Source organism: Paraburkholderia sp. BR10923 (assembly GCF_040948765.1).
Classification (GTDB): Bacteria; Pseudomonadota; Gammaproteobacteria; order Burkholderiales; family Burkholderiaceae; genus Paraburkholderia; species Paraburkholderia youngii.
Genome location: NZ_JBFPKO010000007.1, coordinates 346,454 through 372,849, shown reverse-complemented (window position 1 = coordinate 372,849; position 26,396 = coordinate 346,454). Strand labels below are relative to the sequence as shown.

At 61.5% G+C, this 26,396-nt stretch carries 20 protein-coding genes, 1 tRNA gene and 1 pseudogene; 12 read left to right on the top strand and 10 right to left on the bottom strand.

All coding sequences use genetic code 11. The annotated features are described in order from the left end of the window. The first annotated feature begins 113 nt into the window (after positions 1-113). From acs to AB3X94_RS16230, 7 genes and pseudogenes are all read left to right on the top strand, one after another. Positions 114-2,096 (top strand): acetate--CoA ligase, encoded by a 1,983-nt coding sequence (gene acs, locus AB3X94_RS16260; protein ID WP_176109068.1) that lies wholly within the window; start codon positions 114-116, stop codon positions 2,094-2,096. Between the two features lie 157 nt (positions 2,097-2,253). Continuing rightward, positions 2,254-2,682 carry a DUF4212 domain-containing protein gene (locus AB3X94_RS16255; protein WP_176109067.1) on the top strand — a complete coding sequence of 143 codons (429 nt, stop codon included), beginning with the start codon at positions 2,254-2,256 and terminating at the stop codon, positions 2,680-2,682. Between the two features lie 4 nt (positions 2,683-2,686). Further along, positions 2,687-4,705, top strand: a complete 2,019-nt coding sequence (locus tag AB3X94_RS16250) for a sodium:solute symporter family protein (protein ID WP_368612098.1) — start codon at positions 2,687-2,689, stop codon at positions 4,703-4,705. A 70-nt stretch (positions 4,706-4,775) separates the two neighbouring features. Further along, positions 4,776-4,866 (top strand) — tRNA-Ser (locus tag AB3X94_RS16245). Positions 4,867-5,015: 149 nt separating this feature from the next. Further along, positions 5,016-5,762, top strand: a complete 747-nt coding sequence (locus tag AB3X94_RS16240) for a tyrosine-type recombinase/integrase (protein WP_368612080.1) — start codon at positions 5,016-5,018, stop codon at positions 5,760-5,762. Next, entirely contained in the window at positions 5,747-6,268 is a 522-nt protein-coding gene (locus AB3X94_RS16235) for a tyrosine-type recombinase/integrase (RefSeq protein WP_368612079.1), read from the top strand. The genes AB3X94_RS16240 and AB3X94_RS16235 overlap by 16 nt, the downstream gene beginning before the upstream one ends. A 980-nt stretch (positions 6,269-7,248) precedes the next feature. Next, positions 7,249-7,387 (top strand): annotated as a pseudogene (locus AB3X94_RS16230) (protein mobD); the annotation flags it as partial. A gap of 166 nt (positions 7,388-7,553) precedes the next feature. Here the strand turns inward: AB3X94_RS16230 and AB3X94_RS16225 are convergent. The 10 genes from AB3X94_RS16225 to AB3X94_RS16180 all read right to left on the bottom strand — a co-directional run bounded on the left by AB3X94_RS16225 (position 7,554) and on the right by AB3X94_RS16180 (position 19,818). After that, the gene (locus AB3X94_RS16225; protein ID WP_176109066.1) at positions 7,554-7,970 is read right to left on the bottom strand and encodes a universal stress protein; all 417 of its coding nucleotides are present in this window, start codon (positions 7,968-7,970) and stop codon (positions 7,554-7,556) included. A gap of 170 nt (positions 7,971-8,140) precedes the next feature. Then, positions 8,141-8,839 (bottom strand): response regulator, encoded by a 699-nt coding sequence (locus AB3X94_RS16220; protein ID WP_176109065.1) that lies wholly within the window; start codon positions 8,837-8,839, stop codon positions 8,141-8,143. After that, entirely contained in the window at positions 8,836-11,664 is a 2,829-nt protein-coding gene (locus tag AB3X94_RS16215; protein WP_368612078.1) for a DUF4118 domain-containing protein, read from the bottom strand. Before AB3X94_RS16215 ends, AB3X94_RS16220 begins: the two co-directional genes overlap by 4 nt. 84 nt (positions 11,665-11,748) lie before the next feature. Beyond that, positions 11,749-12,330 carry a potassium-transporting ATPase subunit KdpC gene (gene kdpC, locus AB3X94_RS16210; RefSeq protein ID WP_176109063.1) on the bottom strand — a complete coding sequence of 194 codons (582 nt, stop codon included), beginning with the start codon at positions 12,328-12,330 and terminating at the stop codon, positions 11,749-11,751. Between the two features lie 78 nt (positions 12,331-12,408). After that, positions 12,409-14,487 carry a potassium-transporting ATPase subunit KdpB gene (gene kdpB / locus AB3X94_RS16205; protein WP_368612097.1) on the bottom strand — a complete coding sequence of 693 codons (2,079 nt, stop codon included), beginning with the start codon at positions 14,485-14,487 and terminating at the stop codon, positions 12,409-12,411. An 85-nt stretch (positions 14,488-14,572) separates the two neighbouring features. Continuing rightward, a complete protein-coding gene (gene kdpA, locus AB3X94_RS16200) occupies positions 14,573-16,381 on the bottom strand; it encodes a potassium-transporting ATPase subunit KdpA (RefSeq protein ID WP_368612077.1) in 1,809 nt (602 codons plus the stop codon). Next, entirely contained in the window at positions 16,378-16,473 is a 96-nt protein-coding gene (locus AB3X94_RS16195) for a potassium-transporting ATPase subunit F (protein ID WP_008918365.1), read from the bottom strand. Before AB3X94_RS16195 ends, kdpA (AB3X94_RS16200) begins: the two co-directional genes overlap by 4 nt. Positions 16,474-16,809: 336 nt before the next feature. Then, positions 16,810-18,618, bottom strand: a complete 1,809-nt coding sequence (gene kdpA / locus AB3X94_RS16190; RefSeq protein WP_176109060.1) for a potassium-transporting ATPase subunit KdpA — start codon at positions 18,616-18,618, stop codon at positions 16,810-16,812. Positions 18,619-18,760: 142 nt separating this feature from the next. Further along, the gene (locus AB3X94_RS16185; protein ID WP_176109059.1) at positions 18,761-19,168 is read right to left on the bottom strand and encodes a hypothetical protein; all 408 of its coding nucleotides are present in this window, start codon (positions 19,166-19,168) and stop codon (positions 18,761-18,763) included. Between the two features lie 11 nt (positions 19,169-19,179). Continuing rightward, a complete protein-coding gene (locus AB3X94_RS16180) occupies positions 19,180-19,818 on the bottom strand; it encodes a GNAT family N-acetyltransferase (RefSeq protein WP_176109058.1) in 639 nt (212 codons plus the stop codon). A 358-nt stretch (positions 19,819-20,176) separates the two neighbouring features. Here AB3X94_RS16180 and kdpF point away from each other — a divergent pair, with 358 nt between their 5' ends. From kdpF to AB3X94_RS16155, 5 genes are read left to right on the top strand one after another with little or no spacing between them, the layout of a single operon-like run. Further along, positions 20,177-20,257, top strand: a complete 81-nt coding sequence (gene kdpF, locus AB3X94_RS16175; protein ID WP_063744721.1) for a K(+)-transporting ATPase subunit F — start codon at positions 20,177-20,179, stop codon at positions 20,255-20,257. 51 nt (positions 20,258-20,308) lie between these two features. Then, positions 20,309-22,111, top strand: coding sequence for a potassium-transporting ATPase subunit KdpA (gene kdpA / locus AB3X94_RS16170; RefSeq protein ID WP_368612076.1), 1,803 nt, complete (start codon positions 20,309-20,311; stop codon positions 22,109-22,111). Between the two features lie 41 nt (positions 22,112-22,152). Beyond that, on the top strand, positions 22,153-24,318 hold the full coding sequence (kdpB, locus tag AB3X94_RS16165; RefSeq protein WP_368612075.1) for a potassium-transporting ATPase subunit KdpB: 2,166 nt from the start codon (positions 22,153-22,155) through the stop codon (positions 24,316-24,318). Between the two features lie 35 nt (positions 24,319-24,353). Beyond that, positions 24,354-25,370: a potassium-transporting ATPase subunit C gene (locus AB3X94_RS16160; protein ID WP_368612074.1), complete on the top strand. Its 1,017-nt coding sequence runs from the start codon at positions 24,354-24,356 to the stop codon at positions 25,368-25,370. Positions 25,371-25,427: 57 nt separating this feature from the next. Continuing rightward, on the top strand, positions 25,428-26,372 hold the full coding sequence (locus tag AB3X94_RS16155; RefSeq protein WP_368612073.1) for a PTS sugar transporter subunit IIA: 945 nt from the start codon (positions 25,428-25,430) through the stop codon (positions 26,370-26,372). The last annotated feature ends 24 nt before the right edge of the window (positions 26,373-26,396 follow it).

Here is a 26,396-nt window from a genome sequence, read left to right as displayed (position 1 = left end):
GCATTGCGAGGTGGGAGACAGCGCCGCTCGTGGCGGCTCGAACAGGATAAGGCCCGCGCGCGATGCGCGCCGGTACAGGTTTTCCGTTTTTCATCTTCACCAAGGGGTTGTCGATGTCTGCGATTGAATCGGTTCTTCAGGAACGCCGCGTTTTTCCGCCCTCCGCCGACACGGCGAAGGGTGCCACGATCTCCGGCATGGACGCGTACCGGGCGCTTGCCGCCGAAGCGGAGCGCGACTACGAAGGCTTTTGGGGGCGTCTTGCGAAGGAGACGCTAAGTTGGCACAAGCCATTTACAAAGGTGCTGGACGAATCGAAGGCGCCGTTCTATACGTGGTTCGAAGACGGCCAGCTGAACGCGTCGTATAACAGCATCGACCGTCACGTCGAGGCCGGCAACGGCGGGCGCGTCGCGATCGTGTTCGAAGCCGACGACGGCACCGTCACCAACGTCACCTATCAGGATCTGCTGCAACGCGTATCGCGCTTCGCGAATGCGCTGAAAAAACGTGGCGTGAAGAAGGGCGACCCGGTCGTCATCTATATGCCGATGTCTATCGAGGCCGTCGTTGCGATGCAGGCATGCGCGCGTATCGGTGCGACCCACTCGGTCGTGTTCGGCGGCTTCTCGTCGAAGTCGCTCAACGAGCGGCTCGTCGACGTCGGCGCGGTCGCGCTGATCACGTCCGACGAACAGATGCGCGGCGGCAAGGCCTTGCCGCTGAAGAGCATCGCCGACGAAGCGCTCGCGCTCGGCGGCTGCGAGAAGGTCAAGAGCGTGATCGTGTACCAGCGCACCGGCGGCAAGGTCGCCTGGGACGCGGCACGCGACCTGTGGATGCACGAACTCACGCAGGGTGAGTCGGACCAATGCGCGCCCGAATGGGTCGACGCCGAGCATCCGCTCTTCATCCTCTATACGTCGGGCTCGACCGGCAAGCCGAAGGGCGTGCAGCACAGCACCGGCGGCTATCTGCTGTGGGCCGCGCAAACGCTGAAGTGGACCTTCGACTGGCGGCCCTCGGATGTGTTCTGGTGTACCGCCGACATCGGCTGGATCACCGGGCATAGCTACATCACGTACGGGCCGTTGACGCTCGGCGGCACCCAGGTCATGTTCGAAGGCGTGCCGACCTATCCGGACGCCGGGCGCTTCTGGCAGATGATCGCCAAGCACAAGGTCACGCTGTTCTATACGGCGCCGACTGCGATCCGCTCGCTGATCAAGGCCTCCGAGGCCGACGCGAAAGTGCATCCGAAGAGCTACGACCTGTCGACGTTGCGCATCATCGGCACGGTCGGCGAGCCGATCAATCCTGAAGCGTGGGTGTGGTACTACGAGAACGTCGGCGGCAGCCGTTGTCCGGTCGTCGATACGTGGTGGCAGACCGAAACCGGCGGTCACATGATCGCGCCGATGCCGGGCGCGACGCCGCTCGTGCCGGGTTCGTGCACGCTGCCCCTGCCGGGCATCATGGCCGCGGTCGTCGACGAAACGGGCCAGGACGTGCCGAACGGCCAGGGCGGCATTCTGGTGGTCAAGCGTCCGTGGCCGGCAATGCTGCGCAACGTGTGGGGCGATCCGGACCGCTACAAGAAGAGCTACTTTCCCGAGGAGCTCGGCGGCAAGCTCTATCTCGCCGGCGACGGCGCGGTGCGCGACAAGGAAACCGGCTACTTCACGATCATGGGCCGCATCGACGACGTGCTGAACGTGTCGGGCCATCGTCTCGGCACGATGGAGATCGAGTCGGCGCTGGTCGCCAATCCGCTCGTCGCGGAAGCAGCCGTGGTGGGCCGCCCCGATGCGACGACCGGTGAGGCGGTATGCGCGTTCGTCGTGCTGAAGCGTGCGCGTCCGCAAGGCGAAGAGGCTGTCAAGCTCGCGAACGAACTGCGCAACTGGGTCGGCAAGGAGATCGGTCCGATCGCGAAACCGAAGGACATCCGCTTCGGCGAGAACCTGCCGAAGACGCGTTCGGGCAAGATCATGCGTCGTCTGTTGCGCTCGCTCGCGAAGGGCGAGGAGATCACGCAGGACGTGTCGACGCTGGAAAACCCGGCGATTCTCGACCAGCTCGGCGAGTCGATTTAAAGCGTTGTCAGCGGGTCTGCGCGGACGGCGGCGGTGTGTCGATCGACACACTTGCCGGTGTATCGAGCAGACCCGTGAATCGAGCGGACAGCCTGCATCACGGCATTGCGCGGACAATCCCAATTGCCTCGCCGTTGCCTTTTTGATACATAGGCGCATGGCCGCGCCGCACCTATCCTCCCATGCCACGTTGAACCCCCCGCCTGAACCGCCTCCGGTCTCGGCGGCGATGGCGCTCGCGCATCGCAAATACTGGCGTTTCAACCTCGCGCTGATCGCGGTGCTGATGACGCTCGGCTTCTTCGTTTCCTTCGTCGTGCCGTTGCTGGCGCCCGCGCTCGCGCCGGTGCGCGTCGGCGGCTTCAGCCTGCCGTTCTACTTTGGCGCGCAGGGCGCGATCCTGATCTACCTTGCGTTGATCGTCGTCTATATCGTGCTGATGCAGCGCGCCGATCGTAGGTTGCAGCGCGCGTTCGAAGCGGATTCGCAGCGCGATGCCGCAAGCGGTCCCGCCGCGGATTCCACCAGCGGCGCGAACGATGAAGTCAACGTCGGCACGGATGCGCCGGCCGCGCGCGGACGCTGAGCCGATGAAGCTCACGCATCGGCTGATCCGCTCGTACGCGCTCTACACGCTCGGCTTTCTGCTGTTCGTCTATGTGATGTGGCGCATCGAGCGCAGCACCGGTCCCGGTGTGTGGATCGGCTATGTGTTCCTGTTCGTGCCGATCGCGGTGTATGCGGTGATAGGCGTGCTGTCGCGCACGTCCGATCTGGTCGAATACTACGTGGCGGGACGGCGCGTGCCGTCGGCGTTCAATGGCATGGCGACCGCGGCCGACTGGCTGTCGGCCGCGTCGTTCATCGGCCTGGCGGGCTCGATCTACGCGACCGGCTACGATGGCCTCGCGTACGTGATGGGTTGGACCGGCGGCTATTGTCTCGTTGCGTTCCTGCTCGCGCCGTATGTGCGCAAGCTGGCGCGCTACACGATTCCCGACTTTCTCGGCACGCGCTATTCGAGCAACGCGGTGCGCGGCCTCGCGGCGCTCGCCGCGATCCTGTGCTCGTTCGTTTATCTGGTCGCGCAGATCCAGGGTGTCGGGCTGATCGCGACGCGCTTTATCGGCGTCGATTTCGCGGTCGGCATTTTCTGCGGGCTCGCGGGCATTCTGGTGTGCTCGTTTCTGGGCGGCATGCGCGCCGTTACGTGGACTCAGGTTGCGCAGTACATCATCCTGATCCTCGCGATGCTGATACCGGTGTCGATGATCGCGCATAAGGACGGCCTCGGCTGGGTGCCGCAATTCAGCTATGGGCGCCTGATGGAGCGCATGGAAGCGCTCGAGAAGCAGGTGCGCGACGCGCCGCTCGAGGAGCGCGTGCGCGACGACTATCGACGCCGTGCCGCGCTGATGCAGATGCGGCTCGATACGCTGCCGCAATCGTTCATCGACGAGAAGCAGCGGCTCACGCAGGAGGTCGGCGATCTGCGGCGCCATAACGGTCCGTTGCGCGAGATCAAGGAACGCGAGCGCGCGCTCGAACAGTTTCCGCGCGATGCGGCCGCCGCGCAGATCGTCTGGAGCCAGAAGCGCGACGACATGCTGATGCGGGCGACCGCCCCGGTGCCGATGCACGAACCGTTTCCTGCTGTCGGCGATGAAGACCGGAGCACGCATGCGCGTAACTTTCTGTCGCTGCTGCTGTGTCTGTCGCTTGGCACGGCGAGCCTGCCGCATATCCTGACGCGCTATAACACGACCACTTCGGTGGGGTCGGCGCGCCGCTCGGTGGGCTGGACGCTCTTTTTCGTCGCGCTGTTCTATCTGACCGTGCCGGTGCTCGCGGTGCTGATCAAGTACGAGATCCTGTCGAATCTGGTCGGCCATCATTTTGCCGATCTGCCGCAGTGGCTGATGCAATGGCGCAAGGTCGAACCGAGCCTGATCAGCCTCGCCGATACGAACGGCGACGGCATCGTGCGCTGGAGCGAGATCCAGATGCAGCCCGATATGGTCGTGCTCGCGGCGCCCGAGATCGCGGGGCTGCCGTATGTGATGTCGGGCTTGATCGCGGCGGGGGCGCTGGCGGCGGCGCTATCGACCGCGGATGGTCTGCTGCTGACGATCGCGAACGCGCTGTCGCACGACGTGTACTACCACATGGTCGATCCGAACGCGTCGAGCCAGCGGCGGGTGACGATCTCGAAGATTCTGCTGCTGGGTGTCGCGCTGTTCGCTTCGTATGTGGCGTCGCTGAATACGGGGAATATTCTGTTTCTGGTCGGGGCGGCGTTTTCGCTGGCTGCGTCGAGTCTGTTTCCGGCGCTCGTGCTGGGCGTGTTCTGGAAGCGCACGACGCGCCTCGGTGCGGTGACGGGGATGGTGGCGGGGCTCGTCGTGTGCATCTACTACATCGTGTCGACGTATCCGTTCTTCACGCAGATGACGGGTTTCACGGGTGCGCGCTGGTTCGGCATCGAGCCGATCAGCTCGGGCGTGTTCGGCGTGCCGGCGGGGTTTCTCGTGGCGATCGGGGTGAGTTTGATCGATCGCAAAGCGGACGCTTATACGATCGCGCTGGTCGACTATATCCGGCATCCGTAGGCTGTTTTCTTGCGGCGCTGGCGGGGGTGTGGCGCAAGGCGCGAAGTTTGCTATAATTCGGCTCCCCGCCGGAGAGATGGATGAGCGGTTTAAGTCGCACGCCTGGAAAGCGTGTATAGGTTAATAGCCTATCGGGGGTTCGAATCCCCCTCTCTCCGCCAGGACTCGCTCCGCGAGATTCCGACTGATTCCGAAAAACACCCCCAAAGCCTTGAAACATCAAGGTTTTGGGGGTGTTTTTCTTCTTGCCGATTCCAGCTCAGACCAACACAATCAACCCATCAAGTAGGGGTGAGAGTGGGGGTGAGAAATGGCGACATCTCAATCTCGGCAACTTCATCGACTATCGGCGCTGCGCGTCGGCAAACTGGTCGATCCGGGCTATTACCCGGACGGTGGAGGCCTTTACTTTCAGATTTCCGCCTCGGGCTCGCGCTCGTGGATCTTCCAGTTCAAGCTCTCCGGCCGCTCGCGCGAGATGGGCCTCGGGCCGATCGCGACGGTCTCGCTGTCCCAGGCCCGCGCCGAGGCGGCGCGCTGCCGGGCGCTCCTGAAGGACAAGATCGATCCGATCGAGGCGCGCAACGAGGCGCAGCGCAAGGCGGCTGTCGAAGGTTCACGGCAATTCCGCATCGCCGCGGCGGAATATATCGAAAACAATCGCCGCAGTTGGAAGAACATCAAGCATGCTAAGCAGTGGACCAGCACGCTCGCGATGTATGCCCATCCGATAATCGGTGATAGGGATGTGAAAGACATCGACACGGCGATGATCGTCCGAATCCTGCAGCCGATCTGGGCAGACAAGCGTGAGACCGCGAGCCGTGTGCGCGGTCGCATCGAGACGATTCTTGACGCCGAGAAGCTGCTTGGCTATCGACAGGGCGAGAACCCGGCGCGTTGGTGCGGCCACCTGGACAAGGTGCTGGCGAAGCGCAAGCGCGCAGCCGTGCAGCATCATCCGGCTATGCCGTGGGCCGACATCCCGGAATTCATAACGAAGCTTGAGGCAAGGAAGAGGAGGGCGCGCGCTCTGCAATCATGCTGCATCTGCTGATCCTGGCTGCCGCCCGAACGAACGAGGTACAGTTCGCCGCGCTGGAGGAGTTCAATCTGAAGACCAGGATATGGACGATTCCGGGTGAGCGCATGAAGATGGGTATCCCGCATCGCGTGCCGCTGTGTGACAAGGCGTGCGGGCTCGTCGAGAAGGCGCTGAAAATGGCGAAGTGGGGCTACTTGTTCCCCGGGGATAAGAAAGGCAAGCCGCTATCGAACATGGCGATGCTGGAACTGCTTGCAGGAATGGGCTACACCGAGTTCACAGTTCATGGCTTCCGATCAACGTTTCAGGACTGGGCAGAGGAATACGGCGAATATCCGGACGTTCTGGTCGACAAGGCACTCGCGCACCAAACGAAAAACAAGTCGCGCGCCGCGTATCAGCGGGGCGATATGGTCGAGCGGCGTCGCAAGATGATGGAGCACTGGTCGCTATACTGCGCCGGGCAATCGGCAGTCGTGCTGCCAATTGCTTCGGGGCAGGTTTCGATTGTTGCCTGACAGCAGGTCAACTAGGTCCAAGCTCAATCGCGTATAAGGTCACGACAGAATTCAAGTTTTGATGTGCATCAGTGCCGATTGAGTTCCCTGATGGTGGGGCGTCCCATCAATGTGGCGACGCATTCTTCCGCGGCAGGAACTCAGTCATACGGATAGATTCGCACAAGGCAGAGTTTCAGTCGGAGGTTAAAAGGCAGCTATCGTCCATCAAGGACGATGGCATCACCGCGCCGAAAGACCGAAATCGGTGTCGAAGCGAGCATTCGTATTCGCGCACATGTGGCATGTTGTCCAGCTTCGGCTGGAAGAGGTCGCTCGATTTCCGCACCTATCCTGCCATCACTCAATTTTCATGTCGTTTTTGGTCCCGAGTGTGACTTCGGTGCGCGTACTGTGCAGCCATGCACAGCAGAAATGCGCTTCCGTGTAACTGCCGTTGATTTTGCATTCAAAGGTCGTGGTGCAATGGAGCGGGCGAGTTGAGCATTATTTAAGACTGCTGTGCGTTCCAGGTGTGTTGCACGGAGAAAGCTCGTCGGCAACCAGTTGACGTCCAACGTGTTCGACGGTGCCACCTGGCGCAAGGCAGATGGCATGCACGTTCGATCTGTGTCGTATAGCAGTGAACATCCTTACGGGTTGAGCGACCGTACGCGAAGACGGTATGGCGATCGCGAGGAAAGACGGGTGGCGCGTCGCGTTCGTCCTTCGGTCACTTCAAATGCGGTGCGGTTTTCTTTCGACATGAATCGATGGGCACACGGTATTCGCAGCCGTTGATGCTCGTGTCCATGAGCGACGCACGCGTGTAATTCCATGTGCATCGACGTGACACCGGATTAGGCAGAAAAAATATTTTTCGTTCCGTCAGATTCCTCTGTATTCCGATGGGTTCAACCTATGCCGGAAATCGCCAGTAGCGGGCCGGATACCGAAAATCTGTAGAGGTGTGACATGGCAACGCAAAATCCCCCCTCTACATGGTCGGCGGCAGCAAGGGTGGCATCGGTAAGATGCATTGTGACGCTGGCGCTGGTTGATCACCTGCGACGGACTGATGTCAACGTCGTGCTGTTGGAGACGGACACGTCCAATCCGGATGTCATGAAGGCTGTTCACGGACGCGCTGATGGCACAGGTTCGTGATGCGCTGGCACGCGGCAAGGCGGGTTGGACGCGACGAGAGAGAACGTTTGAATTCGCGGAAGGTATGGCAGGCACGTTCGCGGGACCCGTTTGCGGCGAGCCGCGTAAATTGGGTCTCAGCAACGTCGTAGTGTGGAAGTCAGTGGAGCATCGTGACGGGCGTTGAAGACAGGCGCCATAGCTTTGCAAGCACTGCCCATCTGTGAAAAAAACCAAGATGGCTAGCATCAAGCACCACGATATCGGCATGATCTTTAGCCGCGTACTTTGCGATCGTTCGCTCCGGCGGCCCGAAGACACGCTTCCAGGTGTAGGGTACGCCGGCCTCGTCAAGGATCGCGCGCGTTTGCATCAGTGCGTCTTTTGACCGCTCCTTCTCGAGTTTATGCAGCGCGGACCGCGAATGAAATGCTGCCACGCGACCTTGTGTCAGGTCCTCGAGGACTTCGATCACTTCCACCTCCGACACGCATTTTTCGGAGAAGAGGAACGCTCCGTGGCGCGCAGCTTCGAGAGCGCCCTTGTCGTCCAGCACTGGAATGAGCAACTTCAGCACATCGATCCTCCTGTCCGCACACATCGGCCCGTGTCATCTTCAATTGAAGCACGGCCCGCGTCACGATGACGTAAAAGCACAAAACCGATGCATAAAAACTGCGTCAAATTCGGATCGTTATCCGGATTCCGCCAGGAGGCCCATGCTGTTGCCCACGCGACGGCTGCTGTCTACCTGACGCCGACAAGCCGATATCCGACGCCTGTCTCAGTCACGATGTGCTCGGGCTGTGCCGGATCGCGCTCGAGCTTCTGCCGCAGGTGACCCATATAGATCCGCAGATAATGTGCGTTTTCTGCATGAGAGGGTCCCCAGACCTCCTGCAGAAGCTGGTGATGCGTCATCACGCAGCCGGCGTGACGCAAGAGCGCAACGAGCAGCCTGTACTCGAGCGGCGTCAGATGGACAGCTTCGCAGTCGCACTGTACCGATCTCGCTGCAAGATCGACAGTGATCGACCCGAAGGACACCTTGGCCGACTCAGCGATCACGAAGCGATTCTGCCTGCGTAGCAGCGCGCGGATCCGAGCTACCAATTCGGCAATGCTGAACGGCTTCGTCAGATAATCGTCCGCGCCGGCGTTGAGCGCCGTGACCTTCTCTTCATCGCGGGTACGCCCTGACAGGACGACGATTGGCACGTCGGACCATCCGCGCAGTTGCCGGATCACGTCGAGACCGTCGATATCCGGAAGTCCGAGATTGACAATCACGAGATCCGGCCTTGCGCTCGCAGTCATGGCAATGCCTTCCTGTCCTGTGTTGACATCGAGGACGCGCATCGCCTCTTCCTGCAGCGACATCCGCACGTACCGGCAAATGTGCCTGTCGTCCTCGATCAGCACAACCGTAACGAACGGATCGCTCATGACGCCTGAGTGCGATTCATGGCATCGCCGGGCGCGTCTTTCGACCGCTCCTGTGACGTGTCTTCGCTGAGCACATCGGCGTCCCCGATTTCTGCTGGCGGCGTCTCGTCAGCCGGCAACATGAACCAGAAACAGGCGCCGAGCACGCTTCCGTTCGGATCGGTGCGGTTTGCTGCGCCAATTTTTCCTCCATGCGCCTCGACGATCGCGCGGCAAATCGCAAGACCCAGCCCTATACCGGGCAACGCCGATTCCTTTTCACCGCGGGTGAACTTGTCGAATACGCGAGACTCCATGCCGGGGGACAGCCCCGGTCCGCTGTCTTCCACATTGACTCTCACATAGCGACGGCCATTCTCCTCGACGGCGGCTGCAGTGATGGCGATGGGTGACCCGGCCGGTGTGTACTTCGCGGCATTGTCGAGCAGGTTGGCGAGGAGTCGTTCCATCAGCACGGCATCGAGCTGGGCCAGCGGCACATCGGACGGCACATGTGTAGATACCTTGCGCCCGGAGAGCGGACGGCGCGAAGCTGCCAGCGCGGCGCCGATCAATTCTTCGAGCGACGACCATTGGCGGTTCAAGCGCATGCTGCCTTCCTGCAAACGGACCATGTCGAGCAGGTTGGTCACAATGGCCGTCATCCGCATCGCCTCGTCATAGATTGCCTCGCCGAGCTCATTGGAAGCCCGCTGCCCGGCCTTCTCGACGTGGCCCGGTTCTGCCAGCAAAGAGGCGAAGCCCACGATCGCGGTCAACGGCGTACGCAAATCATGCGAGATCGCGGACAGCAGTGAATTGCGCAGACGTTCTGACTCCATGCTGATCAGCGCGTCCTGCGCGATCTCGACATAATGAACACGCTCGAGTGCGAGTGCGATCTGGGCCGCAAACGTATCGAGCATGCGGCGCTGTTCTGGTGCTGCAAACTCTCCCATGCCTGCAGACAGCAGTGCGAGGACGCCGCGTGTACGCATCGGCGCGCGCAGCGGCAGGTAGAGTGCCGCTGCTGCCGGCAAAGTCTCTGTTCCGTGGCCGGCTGGTTTTTGCTGGTCATAAACCCACTGCGCGATATCACAATCGAGATCGCCACCGGTCAGCGTGACAGCCGGGTCCGGATTTTCGACCTTCTGCCGCACCTTTTCGGCGCTGTCAGGCAGCAGGATCGCGACGCGCGCCTGAAAAACCTCGGCAACATGGCGCGTGCCGATCTCCAGGATCAGGGCGGTGGTGAGCGCTGCGCCAAGCTCGCGCGTCATCGCGAACATCGCGTCGGTCCGGCGCTCGCGTATTGTTGCGACATGAGCCTGTCGCCTCAGACTGGACGTCAGGTGGCTGATCGTCAGCGATGTCAGAAGCATCACCGCGAACGTCAACAGATACTGTGTGTCCGATACGGAAAACGAAAGCCGGGGTGGCACGAAAAAGAAGTCGAACGCGGCCACGCCAAGAAACGAAAGCAGCACACCTGGTCCACGGCCCACGCGTACTGCCGTAAAGATCGTGCCAAGCAGGTACAGCATGACGAGATTCGCCAGCGCGATCCTGTCCACCAACATAGTGGCGAGAGCAGTAATCGCCGCGCAGATCGCCACCGCATATCCATAGGAAATCAACGGGAACCCGCGTTGATCCTCAGCCGGTGCAACAAAGCTGCCTGCCGCGCCGCGAGGGGCGGCGGATTCACGCACTGCGCCTGAATTGATCAGCGAGATATCAATGTCCCCGGCGGCGCGGATCAGACGCTCGGTAGTGGACTGTCCCAGCCATCCGCGCCATCCGCGCAACACGGCTGCGCCCACGACGAGCTTCGACACATTGCGCATGCGCGCATAGGCAATCAGCGTCTGTGCGACATGCTCACCCTGCAACGTGACGGTTTCCGCGCCCAGATCAGATGCAAGCTTGAGCGCGTCGAGCGTACGTCCGCGTATTGCGTCGGGGAGCCGCTGAAGCTTCGGCGTCTCGACATAGACTGCCAGCCAGTCAGCCCTCAGGTTCGATGCCAGGCGAGCCGCCGCACGAACGAGATTGCTGCTGTCGGGACCGGCACCGACGCACACGATGATGCGCTCGCGCGCCTGCCAGATACGCTCGATCGACTGATCTGCACGATACTCGCGCATCTGTGCATCGACACGGTCCGCGGTGCGACGCAACGCCAGTTCGCGTAGAGCGATCAGATTGCCCTTGCGGAAGAAGTTGCGGACGGCATGCTCCGCCTGCTGCGGCATATAGACCTTGCCATCGCGCATGCGATCGAGCAGTTCCTCTGGCGGCAGGTCGACCAGCGTCACTTCGTCGGCGAGATCGAACACGCGGTCGGGTACGGTTTCCCACACGCGGATGCCGGTGATCTGCCCGACCACGTCGTTCAGGCTTTCGAGGTGCTGGACGTTGACGGTTGTGTATACGTCGATGCCGGCGTCGAGCAGCTCCTGCACATCCTGCCAGCGCTTCAGATGCCGGCTGCCCTGGACATTCGAATGCGCCAGCTCGTCGACGAGAATCAGCTGCGGCTTGCGCGCGAGTGCTGCGTCGAGATCGAACTCGGCAAGCAGCCGCCCTCGATATTCGATCCGCGCGGGCGCAATGACCTCCAGCCCCTCGATCAGTGCGAGCGTTTCCTTGCGTCCATGTGTTTCGACGATTCCGACGACGACATCGACGCCTTCCTCCTTGCGGTATTTGGCGGCCTGCAACATCGCAAACGTCTTGCCGACTCCGGCCGATGCGCCAAAGAACACCTTGAGCCGGCCACGCTGGCTTTTTTCTTCATCGCGCTGGATGCGGTCCAGCAGTTCGTCGGGATCAGGCCGGTTCATCGCACCCCCTGCGGGTTATCCCGTCATCATGTCGTCGAGGCTCATACGTTTGCTATATGCCGTGCGCTGTCTGCCTGGGGAAAATCAATGCATCGGCTTGAGTTGATCGAGCGCGAGGTTGAGTTTCAGCACGTTCACGCGACGCTCGCCCAATACGCCAAGTTGCCGCCCCGACGTGTTCTGCGTGATCAGCTCGTTGATCTGCTGCTCGGGCAGCCCGCGCGCCTTTGCAACGCGAGCCGCCTGATACGCAGCAGCAGCCGGTGAAATATCCGGATCAAGACCGCTGCCCGATGACGTGACCAGATCGACAGGCACAGGCGTTGTGTTGGACGGATCGGCGTCGTGAAGCGCTGAGAGCCGCCCCTTCACTTCATCGGCGAGCGCCGGGTTGGTGGCACTGAGGTTCGAGCCACCCGAGTTTTGCGCGTTGTACGGGTTCGGTGTCGTGGCCGACAGCCGACCCCAGAAGTAATACGGCGCATCGAACTGCTGGCCGATGATTTCCGAGCCGACGGCCTTGCCGTCTTTCTCGATGAAGCTGCCGCTTGCCTGATGCGGAAACAGCACGTGGCCGACCGCTGTTACGACAAGCGGATAGACGATGCCCGTGATCACCGTCAGGAACACAAAGAGGACCAGCACGGGGCGCAATGAATTCTTCATGGTCGTGTACTCGAGCGTTCTTGCCATTCAGCCAGATCGGGATACGGGATATCAGGGCACTTACAGTTTCCGGACGCGCTAGACCCATCCAAACGCGGCCAGTATCATGTCGATCAGCTTGATGAACGGGAAGGGCAGGATAATGCCGCCCAGGCCATAGATCAGCAGATTGCGCCGCAGCAGCGCCGCGGCACCCAGCGCACGATATCTGACGCCCTTGAGCGCAAGCGGGATCAGGAACACGATGATCAGCGCGTTGAAAATCACCGCCGACAGGATCGCTGACGACGGGGATGTCAGACGCATGACATCCAGTACGCGCAGTTGCGGGTAGGTCGAAGCGAACGCGGCCGGAATGATCGCAAAGTACTTCGCGACGTCATTGGCGATCGAGAACGTGGTCAGCGATCCACGTGTCATCAGCATCTGTTTGCCGATCTCGACGATCTCGATCAGCTTGGTCGGATTCGAGTCGAGGTCGACCATGTTGCCGGCTTCCTTGGCTGCCTGGGTGCCGGAGTTCATCGCCACCGCGACGTCGGCCTGCGCGAGGGCGGGGGCATCGTTGGTGCCGTCACCGGTCATCGCCACGAGGCGTCCTTCACCCTGATGCTCCCGGATCATCCTCAGCTTGGCCTCGGGCGTCGCTTCGGCGAGGAAGTCGTCAACGCCGGCTTCAGCTGCGATCGCCGCAGCCGTCAGGCGGTTGTCACCCGTGATCATCACGGTCTTGATGCCCATCTTGCGCAGTTCCGCAAAGCGCTCCTTGATACCGCCCTTGACGATATCCTTCAGTTCGATCACGCCAAGAACGCGTGCCGGACCGCTATCCTTGCTGTCGTGACCGCCTGGCTTATCGGCTACAACCAGCGGTGTACTACCGCGCCGTGCGACATCGGTCACCGCGGTGTTGACTTCCGCCGGATAACGGCCACCGTTCGCCTCGACATACTGTTTCACTGCTTCCGATGCGCCCTTACGGATTTCCCGGTTCGGCAGATCGACTCCGCTCATCCGCGTTTGTGCGGTAAATCCGAGGAACGTCGCGTGCAGCGACGTCATGTCGCGCTCGCGGATATTGAAGCGTTGCTTCGCCAGCACGGAGATGCTACGGCCTTCCGGCGTTTCGTCGGCCAGCGAGGCGAGTTGCGACGCATCGGCGAGATCGTGCTCCGACACGCCGGGTGCCGGTATGAAGGTAGACGCCTGGCGGTTGCCGAGCGTGATCGTGCCGGTCTTGTCGAGCAGCAGCACGTCGACGTCGCCAGCGGCCTCGACCGCACGCCCCGACGTCGCGATCACGTTCGCCTGCATCATCCGGCTCATCCCCGCGACACCGATTGCCGACAGGAGACCGCCAATCGTGGTCGGGATCAGACAGACGAGCAGAGCGACAAGTGCGGTGATCGTCACCACATGACCCGCTTTCGCGGCTTCGACCGAGAACATCGAAAACGGCAGCAGCGTCGCGGTGGCGAACAGCAGCACGAGCGTCAACGCAACCAGCAGGATCGTCAGCGCAATCTCGTTCGGGGTCTTCTGCCGCTTCGCTCCTTCGACCATGGCAATCATCCGGTCGAGGAAGGCTTCACCGGGATTGACCGTGACCCGCACCACGATCCAGTCCGACAGGACGCGCGTGCCGCCCGTCACCGATGAAAAGTCGCCGCCTGACTCCCGGATCACAGGCGCGGATTCGCCCGTGATGGCCGACTCGTCGACCGACGCGACGCCCTCGATGACTTCGCCGTCAGCTGGAATCGTGTCTCCGGTCTCGACCAGCACGACATCGTCCTTGCGCAGATCGGTCGATGCCATGACGCGCACGGCCGCTTTCGGATGCGGGTCGTTGAGTTTCTTGGCCACCACGTTGTGCTTCGCACTGCGCAGCGACGCCGCCTGCGCTTTCGAGCGCCCCTCCGCAAGCGCTTCGGCGAAGTTTGCAAACAGCACCGTGAACCACAGCCACAACGTAATGGCGAGGATAAATCCGGCAGGCGCCTCGGCCTGCCCGGCGAGCGCGGCCAACCAGAGGATGGTCGTAAGAATGCTGCCCACATACACGCAGAACATCACGGGATTGCGCAACTGCGTGCGAGGCGTCAGCTTTTTGAACGAATCGACAATCGCGGGTTTCACGAGAGCCGGATCGAACATCGAGCGTGCGGCGGTCCGTGCCTGGCCAAGGTTGTCGGGACGATGGACAGGCGGTTCAATGGAAGTGGTCATGCTTTCCTCGAATTCAGTGACCTGAAATCATCGACAGATGTTCGACGACCGGACCCAGTGCAAGCGCGGGCACGAATGTGAGCGCACCGATCAGCAACACGGCGCCGAGCAGCAGCACGACGAACAGCGGTCCATGCGTGGGCAGCGTGCCCTCCGTGGTCGCAATGCGCTTCTTTTCCGCAAGGGACCCGGCGATCGCGAGCACCGCGACAACCGGAACGAACCGGCCCAGCCACATCGCGATAGCCAGCAGCACGTTATAGAACGGCGTATTGACCGAGAGTCCCGCGAACGCGCTACCGTTGTTGTTGGTGGCCGACGTGAATGCGTAGAGGATCTCCGAGAACCCGTGTGCCCCCGGGTTGGCGATGCCGGCTGTGCCGAGCGGAGACAGCACACCGATCGACGTACCCACCAGCACGATCATCGGCATCACGAGTACCGCGATCGACACCATCTTCATCTCATAGGACTCGATCTTCTTGCCGATGTATTCGGGCGTTCTCCCGATCATCAGTCCGGCGATGAATACCCCCAGCAGGGCAAACACGAGCATCCCGTAGAGTCCGGACCCTACTCCGCCATACACCACTTCGCCCAGTTGCATCATCAGGAGCGGCACGAAGCCGCCCATTGGCGTCAGCGAATCGTGCGCGTTGATGACCGCGCCGCACGATGCGGAGGTGGTGGCAACCGTGAAGACGCCGGAATCGGCAATCCCGAAACGCGTTTCCTTGCCCTCCATGTTGCCGCCTGGCTGCATCGCAGAAGCGGCCTGATCGACGTGCAACGACGCGAACAAAGGGTTACCGGACTGTTCAAAGCTGATTTCGCCCCAGCACGCGATCACAAATGCGATCGTCATCGCGGCGAGTACCGCGTACCCCTGGCGCGGGTCGCCGACCGTCCTGCCAAAAACGATGCATAACGCTGCACCGATGCTCAGCATTGCCACCATCTGAACAAGATTGGCCAGCGGTGTCGGGTTCTCATACGGATGGGCGGAATTTGCGTTGAAGAAACCGCCACCGTTGGTGCCGAGCATCTTGATCGCTTCCTGCGACGCCAGCGGACCCATGGCAATGGTCTGTTTGTCGGCCTTGACGTCCTGCATGACGGGGTTGCCCTTCGCGTCCTTGACGGCATTACCCTGGGCGTCGGTCTTCGGCACCTGATAGGTCGTAACCTGAAGCGTCGGCACGTCGACGTACGACCTGAAATTCTGGATCGCTCCCTGACTGATGAACACCAGCGCTACGACGAATGAAATAGGTATGAGGATGAACAGCGTGGTGCGGGTCACATCGACCCAGAAATTGCCGATCGTCTTCGCCGTGTGACGGGCAAAGCCGCGTATCAGCGCGATGGCCACGGCAATACCCGTCGCCGCGGACAGGAAGTTCTGCACGGTGAGCGCCGCCATCTGGGTGAGGTAGCTGACCGTGGATTCCGGCGTATAGTTTTGCCAGTTCGTATTGGTCGCGAAACTCACTGCGGTGTTGAAAGCGGCGTCCGGCGTCATCGGACCAAAACCCTGCGGGTTGGCCGGCAGCCATTGCTGCAGTCGCAGAAAGCCGTACACGGCGAGGGTGCCGAGTGCATTGAAAATCAGAACGGCGAACGCATACTCCTTCCATGACATTTCAGCGTCGGGATCAACCCCTGCGAGCCGGTAAAGAGGTCGTTCAACCGGTCGCCCGATCCTGCGTACAACGACCGATGAGCCATCAAGCACGGCGCTCATGTAGCGGCCAAGCGGTATCGCGACCGCGATCAGCACCACGATGAAGAGTGCCAGATAGAGGGTGTTATGAGCGTTCATTCGAGATCCTCCGCACGCAGCAGCGCGTACACGAGGTAGACAAGCAGTAGAAGCGTCGCAGCAGAGGCGAGCCAGATCATCCATGCATTCACGGCCGGCCTCCCGATGCGCGGCGGCGCAGCTTTTCGCAGCCGTTGGCGAGCGCGAGGCAAAGTCCGCAGAAGACAACGATGCCGGCGATGTAGATCACGTCCATCTTCGTTCTCCATGACTGACCGGCATAGCCGGAAGGCAGCGGGAATCGCCACTGTCAAAACTAGGCGAGGCGAAGTAAAAAAGGTGTAAATTCGAAAAGAGTGGCCGATCCGGAGTGCTGAAACCGGCAATTTTTCGGGTTTCAAATTGCCGCGGGGGACGAGTGAGTGAACCGTTTAGCGAGCAACTGGCAAACGCAAACACGCATCAGCTGATCGATAAGCCTGGCAATGCTAGTGGGTGAGCACCATGCTCAATTGTTCCGCCAGAGGGCCCAGCGCGAGCGCCGGCAGGTAAGTCAGCGAAGCGACCATGACGACCGTGCCAACCAGCAACCCGACGAAGAGGCCGGTGTGCGTCGGCAGCGTGCCCGGACCCGCCGAGCGCCGCAGTTTGCCTGCGAGCGATCCGGCAATCGCCAGCACCGGGACGATCACGGCGAACCGGCCGAACCACATCGCGATGGCGAGCATCCAGTTGTAATACGGGGTATTGGCGGACAGACCCGCAAACGCGCTACCGTTATTGTTCGCCGCTGAAGAAAACGCATAGAGAATTTCGCTGAACCCGTGCGCGCCGGGATTTGCAATACCCGCGACTCCAGCCGGTACCAGCACGGAAATCGCAGTGCCGACGAGCACGAGCAACGGCGTCGCGAGAAGCGCCACGGCGACCATCTTCATCTCGAATGCGTCGATTTTCTTGCCGAGATATTCGGGTGCACGCCCAATCATCAGTCCAGCAACGAAGACGGCCAGGATCGCATAGACGATCATGCTGAAGAGACCCGAGCCCGGTCCGCCGAACACGACTTCGCCCGTCTGCATCAGCACCATTGGCACGAGTCCGCCAACCGGCGTGAACGAGTCGTGCATCGCATTGACGGCGCCGTCGCCTCCGCTCGTCGTCACGGTTGCGTAAAGCGCCGACGTCACGACGCCGAAACGTTGCTCCTTGCCTTCCATGTTGCCGCCCTGAACGACGGCACTTTGTGTCGCACCGGCTTTCGGCGCGAAAAGGTGCGTGACGCCATGCTGTTCTGCGTGAATCGTAATCGCAGCGGCGACGACGAACATCGCGCTCATCGCGGCAAGGAGCGCCCAGCCTTGCCGCCGGTCACCGACCACCACACCAAATGTGTAGCAAAGCGCGGCCGGAATCAGCAGGATCGCAAGCATCTGCAGAAAGTTGCTGAACGGGGTGGGGTTTTCGTAGGGATGCGCGGAATTTGCGTTGAAGAAGCCGCCGCCATCGCCGCTCAATAGCTTGATCGACTCCTGGGAGGCGACGGGGCCCATGGGCAGCATTTGCTGTTGCGAACTCATGGACTGCTGCAGCACGTTGCCGGCGGCGTCGTGCATGGTCTGCCCCTGTGCATCCAGTTTTGGCTGCTGCCACGTGACGGCCTGCAGCGTGTGCACTTCGCGATACGCGTCGAAATTCTGGATCACGCCTTGCCCTATGAATGCCAGCGCGAACGCGGCCGACAGCGGCAACAGGACATAGAGTGTGGTGCGGGTCAGGTCTACCCACAGATTGCCGACCGTCTGCGCGCCACGCCTCGCGAGCCCACGCATCAGCGCGAACATCACGGCGATGCCGCTTGCGGCGGAGAGGAAGCTTTGCACGGTGATGCCGAGCATCTGGCTCAGGTAGCTCAGTGTTGCTTCACCTGAGTAGCCCTGCCAGCTCGTGTTCGTCACGAAGCTCACAGCCGTGTTGAATGCGGAATCCGGGCTGACGGCCGGGAGCGCTTGGGGATTGAGCGGCAGCCACTGCTGCACGCGTTGCAGCGCATACAGGAAGAGCAGGCCCACGGCGTTCACGAGAAGCAGCGCAACCGCGTAGGTCTTCCAGCCCATCTCGGCGTGCGGATCGATGCCGGCGGCGCGATAGATCAGCTGCTCGACCGGCCGCCCAATCCGGGAAAGCAACGGTGCCTCGCCGTCGGCCGCGCGCGCCATGTAAAGCCCGAGCGGCTTAACGAGTGCGATCAGGACGACCAGGAACAGGCCAATCTGAAAGCTCGCACTTGCAATCATGCCCCCTCCCACAGCCACCGCACATCGAAAAGCGGTGTTCCATCTGTATTTCAGCTCGTGAAATGTCAATTCGATGGAAAGACCACAGTGTGCCGCGTAAAAATCTCGTCAATGCGGGATCGGAGACCGTTGTTTTGTTGAGTCAGGCGGTTCCTGCGAGTTCCGGATTCAGTTCAATGTGCAGCACAACGAGCCAGCGTCGAGGACATTTCTCGGCAATCTTCAGCACGCCCTCGTCGTTGGCGCCGTGGTGCGGGCCGACATAGCCTTTCTGCACTGCGTTGCACCAGGCACGATGCGCGTCAGTCCGAAGCCAGTAGCTGACCAGCCCGCACGTCACACAGCTGAAGATCAGCGCGTCCATCATCGTCAGGCCGGGATCGACCTGCTGCGCAACATACACGAACGCGGTGGTCAACGCCTGATTGGCCGCGACGGTCAGGAGCACGAGCTTGCGCCAGCCGCGCGCACGCATCGCCATCTTCAGGCGAGCGCTGTTCTGCGGGTCGTTCGGCCCTTGATTGCCGTCGCGCCGCGGGGGTTCATGCATACGGATGCACTTCAAGCGGCAAAGCGGACGAACTGAGCGTCAGGAAGCGCGATCTGATGCGTCCACGCAGCCAGTGTTCGCGCAACCACGGGTGCCTTGCTGAGAATCGCGCTCTCGTAGACCTTTCCGGCGAAACGCACCGCGTCGACAATGCGGAATCCCTGTCGGCGATAGAAGGCGACGAGATGTGCAGCCGGATACGGTGTATCGAGGGCGAGCTCCGAGTAGCCGCGCGTTGCGGCCCAGTGTTCGGCAAATGCCAGCAGGGATTTGCCGATGCCGCGGTTGTGCCACGACGGATCGACGGCCAGTTGCCGGATCGTCGCGACGTCGTGCCGATGGAAGTGTTCGCAGGCCGATTCGCTGTCAGGTGCGTACAGCGTCATGGTGCCGATCACCTTCTCGTCGCTGACCACCACAAAGCAGTCCCCCGCCTGCGCGCGCCTCGTCGTGATCGCCACATCCTGATCCACACAGGTGCAGTTCAGTCCCATCTTGCCGAGACGCCCAAACGCAAGATGCAGCATGGTGGTGAGCTGCACGTACGAGTCGCGCGACGGATCGAAGCGTCTCAGCACCACGTTGCGAATACCCCGTTTGATGTGGGCCGGGGGTAGCTGTCTTGCGCTTGTTGTACGTGGCCTCGACATGACATCTCTCCAGACTTCGTTACTTGTCCGCAGTCTAGGGTCGGCCCCCGCGTGCCACAAGAAAAAATGTCGTAAAGAGTGTGGTGAGGCGCCACGTCGCTACTTTCTATACGTCTGCAGTTCCCCGGATTTACGCCATTTTTATTTTCTCCGTTCTATACCTGTAGCGAACCCGCAGGGACAGGCGGGCGCACCGTGCGTGACACGGTGAGGATCGGTATTGCAATGAAAATTCTGACGAGGAGTCGTGCCATGAACCTGCTGGTCTGGCTGCCGCTCATGTTCGGGCTCGGGCTCTTGAGCCTCGTGCTGTGCCTGCTGTTTGTCGACGCGTGCGAGCGTATCTGAGGAGACCATCATGGCCTGGCTTGCTGCTGCGATATCCGCTTTGACGTTCGTGTATCTGTTCGTTGCGCTGATCCGGCCCGAGTGGTTCTGACCGGCCCACAGGACACGCACGCTCTTTATTCCGTTTCCGTGGGGGTGGCCCATGTGGACCCTGCCGCTGCTTATTCTCGTCACGGCGATCGCCGTATCGATACCGCTTAGCCGTTACATGACGTGGATCATGGACGGACACTATCGTGCGCCGCGCTTTTTGCGTTGGTTCGAAGCGAAGCTCGACAGCGGCGCGCAGGACTGGAAGCAGTACACGATTGCGCTGCTGATTTTCAACGTTGCGCTGTTCGTGTTCGGCTTCGTGGTGCTGTCGCTGCAACCGCTGATGCCGCTCAATTCGCTTGGACGCGGCATGCTTGCTCCCTCGACGATCTTTAATACGGTCATCTCGTTCATGACCAACACGAATCTGCAGCACTATTCGGGCGATCAGCATTTCTCGAACTTCACCCAGATTTTCTTCATCCTGCCGAACATGTTCCTGTCGGCCGCCGTGGGGCTTTGCGCCCTGACTGCGATCATCCGTGCACTGCGCGGAGAACATCTGGTGGGTAATTTCTTCGTCGACATGTGGCGCGTGGTGGTCTACATGTTCGTGCCGATTGCGCTCGTCGTCGGGACGATCTTCATCCACGAAGGCATGCCGATGACGTACGCCAGCGCCGAGCAGGTGACGACGCTCGAGCCGGCGGCAATGGGCACGGCGGACAACGGCCAGGCGAAGCAGCAGACGCTGATCGTCGGTCCGGTGGCAGCCGTGATTCCGATCAAGATGCTCGGCACCAACGGCGGCGGCTTTTACGGCATGAACAGTGCCCATCCCTATGAAAATCCGACGGCGCTGTCGAACTGCGTGACCACGCTCGCGATGATGATCTTTCCGTTCTCGCTCGTGCTGATGTACGGACGGATGCTCGCGCGTCTGCGTCACGCGGTCGTGATCTACTGTGTGATGCTGGCCATGATGGTCGGGCTCATCGGCTGGGCGATCTACTGGGACACGCTGCAGCCCAACCCCGCGTTCACGGCGCACGCGGTTGCGCGCACCTACACGCTGGCAGGCACGAACCGGACGCTGACGATACCGCCCGTGGCGGGGTTGCCAGTCGAACAGCATCTCGGCAACCTCGAAGGCAAGGAGCTGCGCTTCGGCACATCGGCCGGGGCGACGTTCGCGGCGATCACGACCGACGTGACCTGCGGCGCGGTCAACGCCGAGCATGACAGCCTGAATCCGCTCGCCGGGCTGTCGCCGCTGATCGGCATGTGGCTGAACTGCGTGTTCGGTGGCAAAGGCGTGGGCATGATCAATCTGTTGCTGTTCCTGATCGTCGGCGTATTTCTCGCCGGTCAGATGGTGGGACGCACGCCCGAGTATCTCGGGCGCAAGGTCGGCGCGCGCGAAATGAAGCTCGCGATGATCGCGCTACTCGTGCACCCAATCCTGATACTTGGTCCGACAGGGCTTTTCTCGGCGACCGACTGGGGCACGAAGGCAGAAGCGAATCCGGGCGCGCATGGCTTTACCGAAATCACCTATCAATTTTCGTCCGCGTCCGCGAACAACGGCTCGGCGTTCGATGGCCTGTCGACGAACTATGGGCTCAATGCCAATCCGAACCCCGCGCCCACTGCCGTGCAGTGGGATACGGCGACGGGTCTCGTGATGCTGTTCTCGCGCTACCTGCCGATCGTCGCGCCGATCGCGATGGCCGCGTTCCTTGGGCGCAAGAAGGTCGCACCGGCCACGCTCGGCACGATGCGCGACAACACCGCGACATTCGGCTTCCTGCTGCTCGGCACGATCGTCATCGTCGGCGCATTGCTGTTCCTGCCAGCCGCGGCGCTCGGACCGCTTGCCAATCATCTCGGGCCGATCCCGTTCGGCGGATAGATATCGCACGCACATCACGACAGCATAAAGGAACGTTCATCATGAACTCGACCCAGCTTGCACCCCAGGCAGTGCCGCCCATTGCGAGTGGCCCACGGCCGCCTCGCAAGCCGACCGGACACCTGTTCAACCGCGAACTGCTGGCGATGGCCTTCAGACAGTCGCTGATCGCATTGAGACCGGACATCCAGTGGAAAAACCCGGTGATGTTCGTCGTCGAGATCGGCGCGGTGCTGACTTTTGTGTTCATCCTCGAGATTGCGTTCGGTATCGCGCACAGCGTGGCACCGCTGACGTATTTCATCGCGCTGTTCGCGTGGCTGCTGCTCACCGTCGTGTTCGCGAACTTCGCGACCGCGATTGCCGAGGAGCGCGGCAAGGCACAAGCCGATGCTTTGCGGCGCGCGCGGCACGATACCGTGGCCAACCGTCTGCGCGCCGATGGCACGTTCGAGACCGTGTCTTCCATCAAGCTGCAGCGCGGCGATGTCGTCGTCGTACGGGCCGGCGAGGTGATACCCGGCGACGGCGACGTCATCGAAGGTACGGCCTCCGTCGATGAATCCGCCATCACGGGTGAATCGGCACCAGTGATCCGCGACGCGGGCGGCGACCGCTCGGGTGTGACGGGCGGCACGACGGTGTTGTCCGATGAGATCACCGTGCGCGTGTCGGCCGATCCGGGCGAGACCTTCCTCGACCGGATGATCGGGCTGGTTGAGGGCGCGGTAAGGCAACGCACCCCGAACGAAATCGCATTGGCGCTCGTATTGTCGGCCTTCACGCTGATCTTTCTGATCGTCGTCGTGCCGCTGTGGCCGATGGCGCTCAATGCCGAGCAGTACATGACCAGCTACCTGGGCCTGTCGGAGCCGCTGCACAGCCTGGGCACGGATGTGCCCACGCTCGTCGCGCTGCTGGTCTGTCTGATTCCGACGACGATCGGCGCACTGCTCGCGGCGATCGGCATTGCTGGCATGGACCGCGCATTGCGCGCGAACATCATCGCCAAGAGCGGCAAGGCCGTGGAAGTCGCGGGTGATATCGACACGGTCGTGCTCGACAAGACCGGCACGATCACGATCGGCAATCGCCGCGCGACGGCCTTCCTGCCCGTCGGCATCGCCGACGAGAGCGAACTGAAGCGGCTCGCCGCGCTTGCATCGTACGGAGATCAAACGCCTGAAGGCAGGAGCATCGTCTCCGTCTCGTCGCCGCCGGCGCCCTACGCAACGGCTAACGGTACTGCCGACGCAGACAACGAACCGAAAATTATTCCCTTCAGCGCGCAGAGCCGCATGAGCGGCATCGACATGCCTGACGGGCGGATGTTGCGCAAGGGTGCACCCGACGCGATCGTCGCCTGGGTTCGCGAGCGCGGCGGCGAGGTGCCCTATGGCCTCGATGCGATTCTGCGGCAAGCCGGCGAGCAGGGGGCGACGCCAATCGTCGTTGCAAACGGCAACGAGATTGCGGGCGTCGTGCTGCTCGAAGATATCCTCAAGCCCGGTATTCGCGATCGAATTCAGCACTTGCGCAAGATGGGGTTACATACGGTGATGGTGACTGGCGACAACGAATGGACGGCCTCGACGATTGCGCGGCTTGCGGGCGTCGACGAGTTCATCGCCCAGGCCACGCCGGAAGCCAAGCTCGTCTATTTGCGCAAGGAACAGGGCGAAGGCAAGCTCGTCGCGATGATGGGCGACGGCACCAACGACGCGCCGGCGCTCGCTCAGGCCGACGTCGGTCTCGCGATGAACTCCGGCACACAGGCGGCCAAAGAGGCCGGCAACATGGTCGATCTCGACAGCGATCCGACCAAGCTGATCGAAGTGATCGAGATCGGCAAACAGTTGCTGATGACGCGCGGCGCGCTGACCACGTTTTCGATTGCCAACGACGTGGCGAAATACTTCGCGATCGTGCCAGCGCTCTTTGCCGGTACGCTGCCGTGGCTTGCTGCGATGGATGTGATGCATCTGCATTCGCCGACCTCGGCGATCCTGTCGGCTGTGATTTTCAATGCACTGATCATCCCGTTGCTGATTCCTGTCGCGCTGAAGGGCGTGAAGTACAGGGCGCTCGGTGCAGACGCGCTGTTGCGCCGCAATTTGCTGATCTGGGGGCTGGGTGGCGTGATCGTGCCGTTTGTCGGGATCAAGCTGATCGATGTCGTGATGGTCGGATTGCGACTCGTTGCGTAATTGTCGCGTTGCGATTGGGCAGTAGGGAGAAAGCCATGCTGCGCTATGTTTCGAAGAGTATCTGGCTGCTGGGATTCGCGGTCGTGCTGGTGTGCGGTATCTATCCCGGTATCCTCTGGGTCATCGGCCAAACGGCGTTCCGGTTTCAGGCGAACGGCAGCATCGTGGACGGTCCGGACGGCAAGCCGGTTGGCTCGCTATTGATTGCCCAGCCATTCACGAAGGATGAATATTTCCAGTCGAGGCCATCGGCGGTCTCATACGATGCCTCCGCCTCGGGTTCATCGACGTTGGGTGCTGCGAACTACGCGCTGCGCGACCGCGTTGCGCGCATGCTGGGGCCGATTGCGCACTATGCGCAAGGGCCCAAGGCCGGGCAACTTGTCGCGCCCGACGTCGAAGCCTGGTTCCAGGGCGATCACGCGGGTGGCAAACCGCATATCGTCGCGCAATGGGCCGACGCGCACAACAGCCTCGCGCAGGCGTGGGTCAAGGCGGATCCGTCGCACGCGAAGTACGTAGACGACTGGGCGAAGCAACATGCGCAGGTGGTGCAGCAGTGGATCGCGGCGAATCCCGGCACGCCGCAACCGAAGGCGCCGGATCTCGCCGTGCCGTTCTTCGAGTCGTTCTCGGGCGAGCATCCCGGGTTGTTCCCTTCGGCCGTGACCCGCACGGGCAGCGATGGAAAGAGTGTGACCGCGATCGAACCGGTGAAGGAGGGCACGGACATTCAGGCGATGTTCTTTGATATGTGGCGGCAGGATAATCCGGACATTGCTCTGCAGGACGTTCCGGGTGATTTCGTCACCACCTCCGGCTCAGGGCTCGATCCGGACATCACGCTCGCCAATGCGATGTATCAGCTCGACCGCGTGGCGGCAGCGTGGGCGAAGGATACGAAGCACGATCCTGCCGGGATACGCGCGGAAATCGGCGCAATGTTGCGCGACACTGCTCACGCGCCGTTTGCAGGGCTGGTCGGCGAGCCTCTTGTCAACGTGCTTGAGATCAATCTCGAGCTGCGCCACCGGTATGGGCCGCCTGCGTAATCGCTGCCCAAAGCTGCCGAATCGAAATGAGACGGGAACGGCAAATCGAGGAACAACATGAAGCATTCTCTGGCAGATCTGAAAGCCCTCTTTGATCTGAGGCACATTGGATCTCATCGCACTTCCCAGCCGCCTGCGAGCCGCGATGTCGTCATGCGCATCACGCTCGACGCACAGCATGCGATGCCGTTGCGTCTGGCGTTGATCCGCGACTGTGCCGGCCAGTCGTGGACGATCCGCATGACGCCGCTGCACGGAACGGATCGGGTGCGCCTCATACTCTACCTGCCGAGGTCGGCGTTGAAGGAGGCGATGCAGCGGGTGACGCATCTGGCGCCGACCGCGGAGATTGCGCAATTGCTTGAAGTACCGGATACACCCACCGACAGGTGGAGCAAGCTGATGCAACGCCCCGAGTCGCCGCATGCCGATATTCATGGAAGACGCAAGGGCGAGGTCTCGGACGAGGATACGATCGCTTACCTGCTGACCGAGAGTCATGTTTTGCTCAATCTCGCGGTTGCTGATCGCGAATCTCTGTTCGCACGTCTTGCACAACTACTCGAGCAACGCTATGGCCTGGAGGCAGCCGCCGTGATGGCCGGTCTTGCCGCCCGCGAAGCTTTGGGCTCGACGGCGCTCGGCCAGGGCGTGGCCGTGCCTCATGGTCAGATCAAAGGACTGCGGGGCGCTCTGGTGCTGTATGTACGTCCCGTTATGCCGATTCCGTTCGATGCGCCGGACGGCGAGCCTGTAACCGACCTGGTTGTGCTGTTCGTGCCGGAATGGGCGAACATGACGCATCTGCACTTACTCGCTGAAGTGGCGGAACGCTTTTGCGATCAACGGTTCCGGGAGCGACTCCGCGCCTGCGCGGACCCGCACGCTGTATGTCAACTCTTTGCGGATTTCGAGGCGCAAGATGCTGCGGAACGTGACGGACCGGAAGCAGGGCAGTTCGATGCACCGTCAACTGTGATCAAGATTCGTCCACACTCCTAACGGTCCCGTTTCCAGAAGTAGTCT

Coding starts and splice junctions, on each gene's coding strand:
- AB3X94_RS16235 (WP_368612079.1), top strand. CDS start 5,747: ATGCTGCATCTGCTGATCCTGGCTGCCGCCCGAACGAACGAGGTACAG.
- AB3X94_RS16220 (WP_176109065.1), bottom strand. CDS start 8,839: ATGAGCGATCCGTTCGTTACGGTTGTGCTGATCGAGGACGACAGGCAC.
- AB3X94_RS16250 (WP_368612098.1), top strand. CDS start 2,687: ATGAAGCTCACGCATCGGCTGATCCGCTCGTACGCGCTCTACACGCTC.
- AB3X94_RS16155 (WP_368612073.1), top strand. CDS start 25,428: ATGAAGCATTCTCTGGCAGATCTGAAAGCCCTCTTTGATCTGAGGCAC.
- AB3X94_RS16180 (WP_176109058.1), bottom strand. CDS start 19,818: ATGTCGAGGCCACGTACAACAAGCGCAAGACAGCTACCCCCGGCCCAC.
- kdpA (WP_368612077.1), bottom strand. CDS start 16,381: ATGAACGCTCATAACACCCTCTATCTGGCACTCTTCATCGTGGTGCTG.
- AB3X94_RS16215 (WP_368612078.1), bottom strand. CDS start 11,664: ATGAACCGGCCTGATCCCGACGAACTGCTGGACCGCATCCAGCGCGAT.
- kdpB (WP_368612075.1), top strand. CDS start 22,153: ATGAACTCGACCCAGCTTGCACCCCAGGCAGTGCCGCCCATTGCGAGT.
- AB3X94_RS16160 (WP_368612074.1), top strand. CDS start 24,354: ATGCTGCGCTATGTTTCGAAGAGTATCTGGCTGCTGGGATTCGCGGTC.
- AB3X94_RS16255 (WP_176109067.1), top strand. CDS start 2,254: ATGGCCGCGCCGCACCTATCCTCCCATGCCACGTTGAACCCCCCGCCT.
- kdpA (WP_176109060.1), bottom strand. CDS start 18,618: ATGATTGCAAGTGCGAGCTTTCAGATTGGCCTGTTCCTGGTCGTCCTG.
- AB3X94_RS16240 (WP_368612080.1), top strand. CDS start 5,016: ATGGCGACATCTCAATCTCGGCAACTTCATCGACTATCGGCGCTGCGC.
- kdpB (WP_368612097.1), bottom strand. CDS start 14,487: ATGTTCGATCCGGCTCTCGTGAAACCCGCGATTGTCGATTCGTTCAAA.
- AB3X94_RS16185 (WP_176109059.1), bottom strand. CDS start 19,168: ATGCATGAACCCCCGCGGCGCGACGGCAATCAAGGGCCGAACGACCCG.
- kdpA (WP_368612076.1), top strand. CDS start 20,309: ATGTGGACCCTGCCGCTGCTTATTCTCGTCACGGCGATCGCCGTATCG.
- kdpC (WP_176109063.1), bottom strand. CDS start 12,330: ATGAAGAATTCATTGCGCCCCGTGCTGGTCCTCTTTGTGTTCCTGACG.
- kdpF (WP_063744721.1), top strand. CDS start 20,177: ATGGCCTGGCTTGCTGCTGCGATATCCGCTTTGACGTTCGTGTATCTG.
- acs (WP_176109068.1), top strand. CDS start 114: ATGTCTGCGATTGAATCGGTTCTTCAGGAACGCCGCGTTTTTCCGCCC.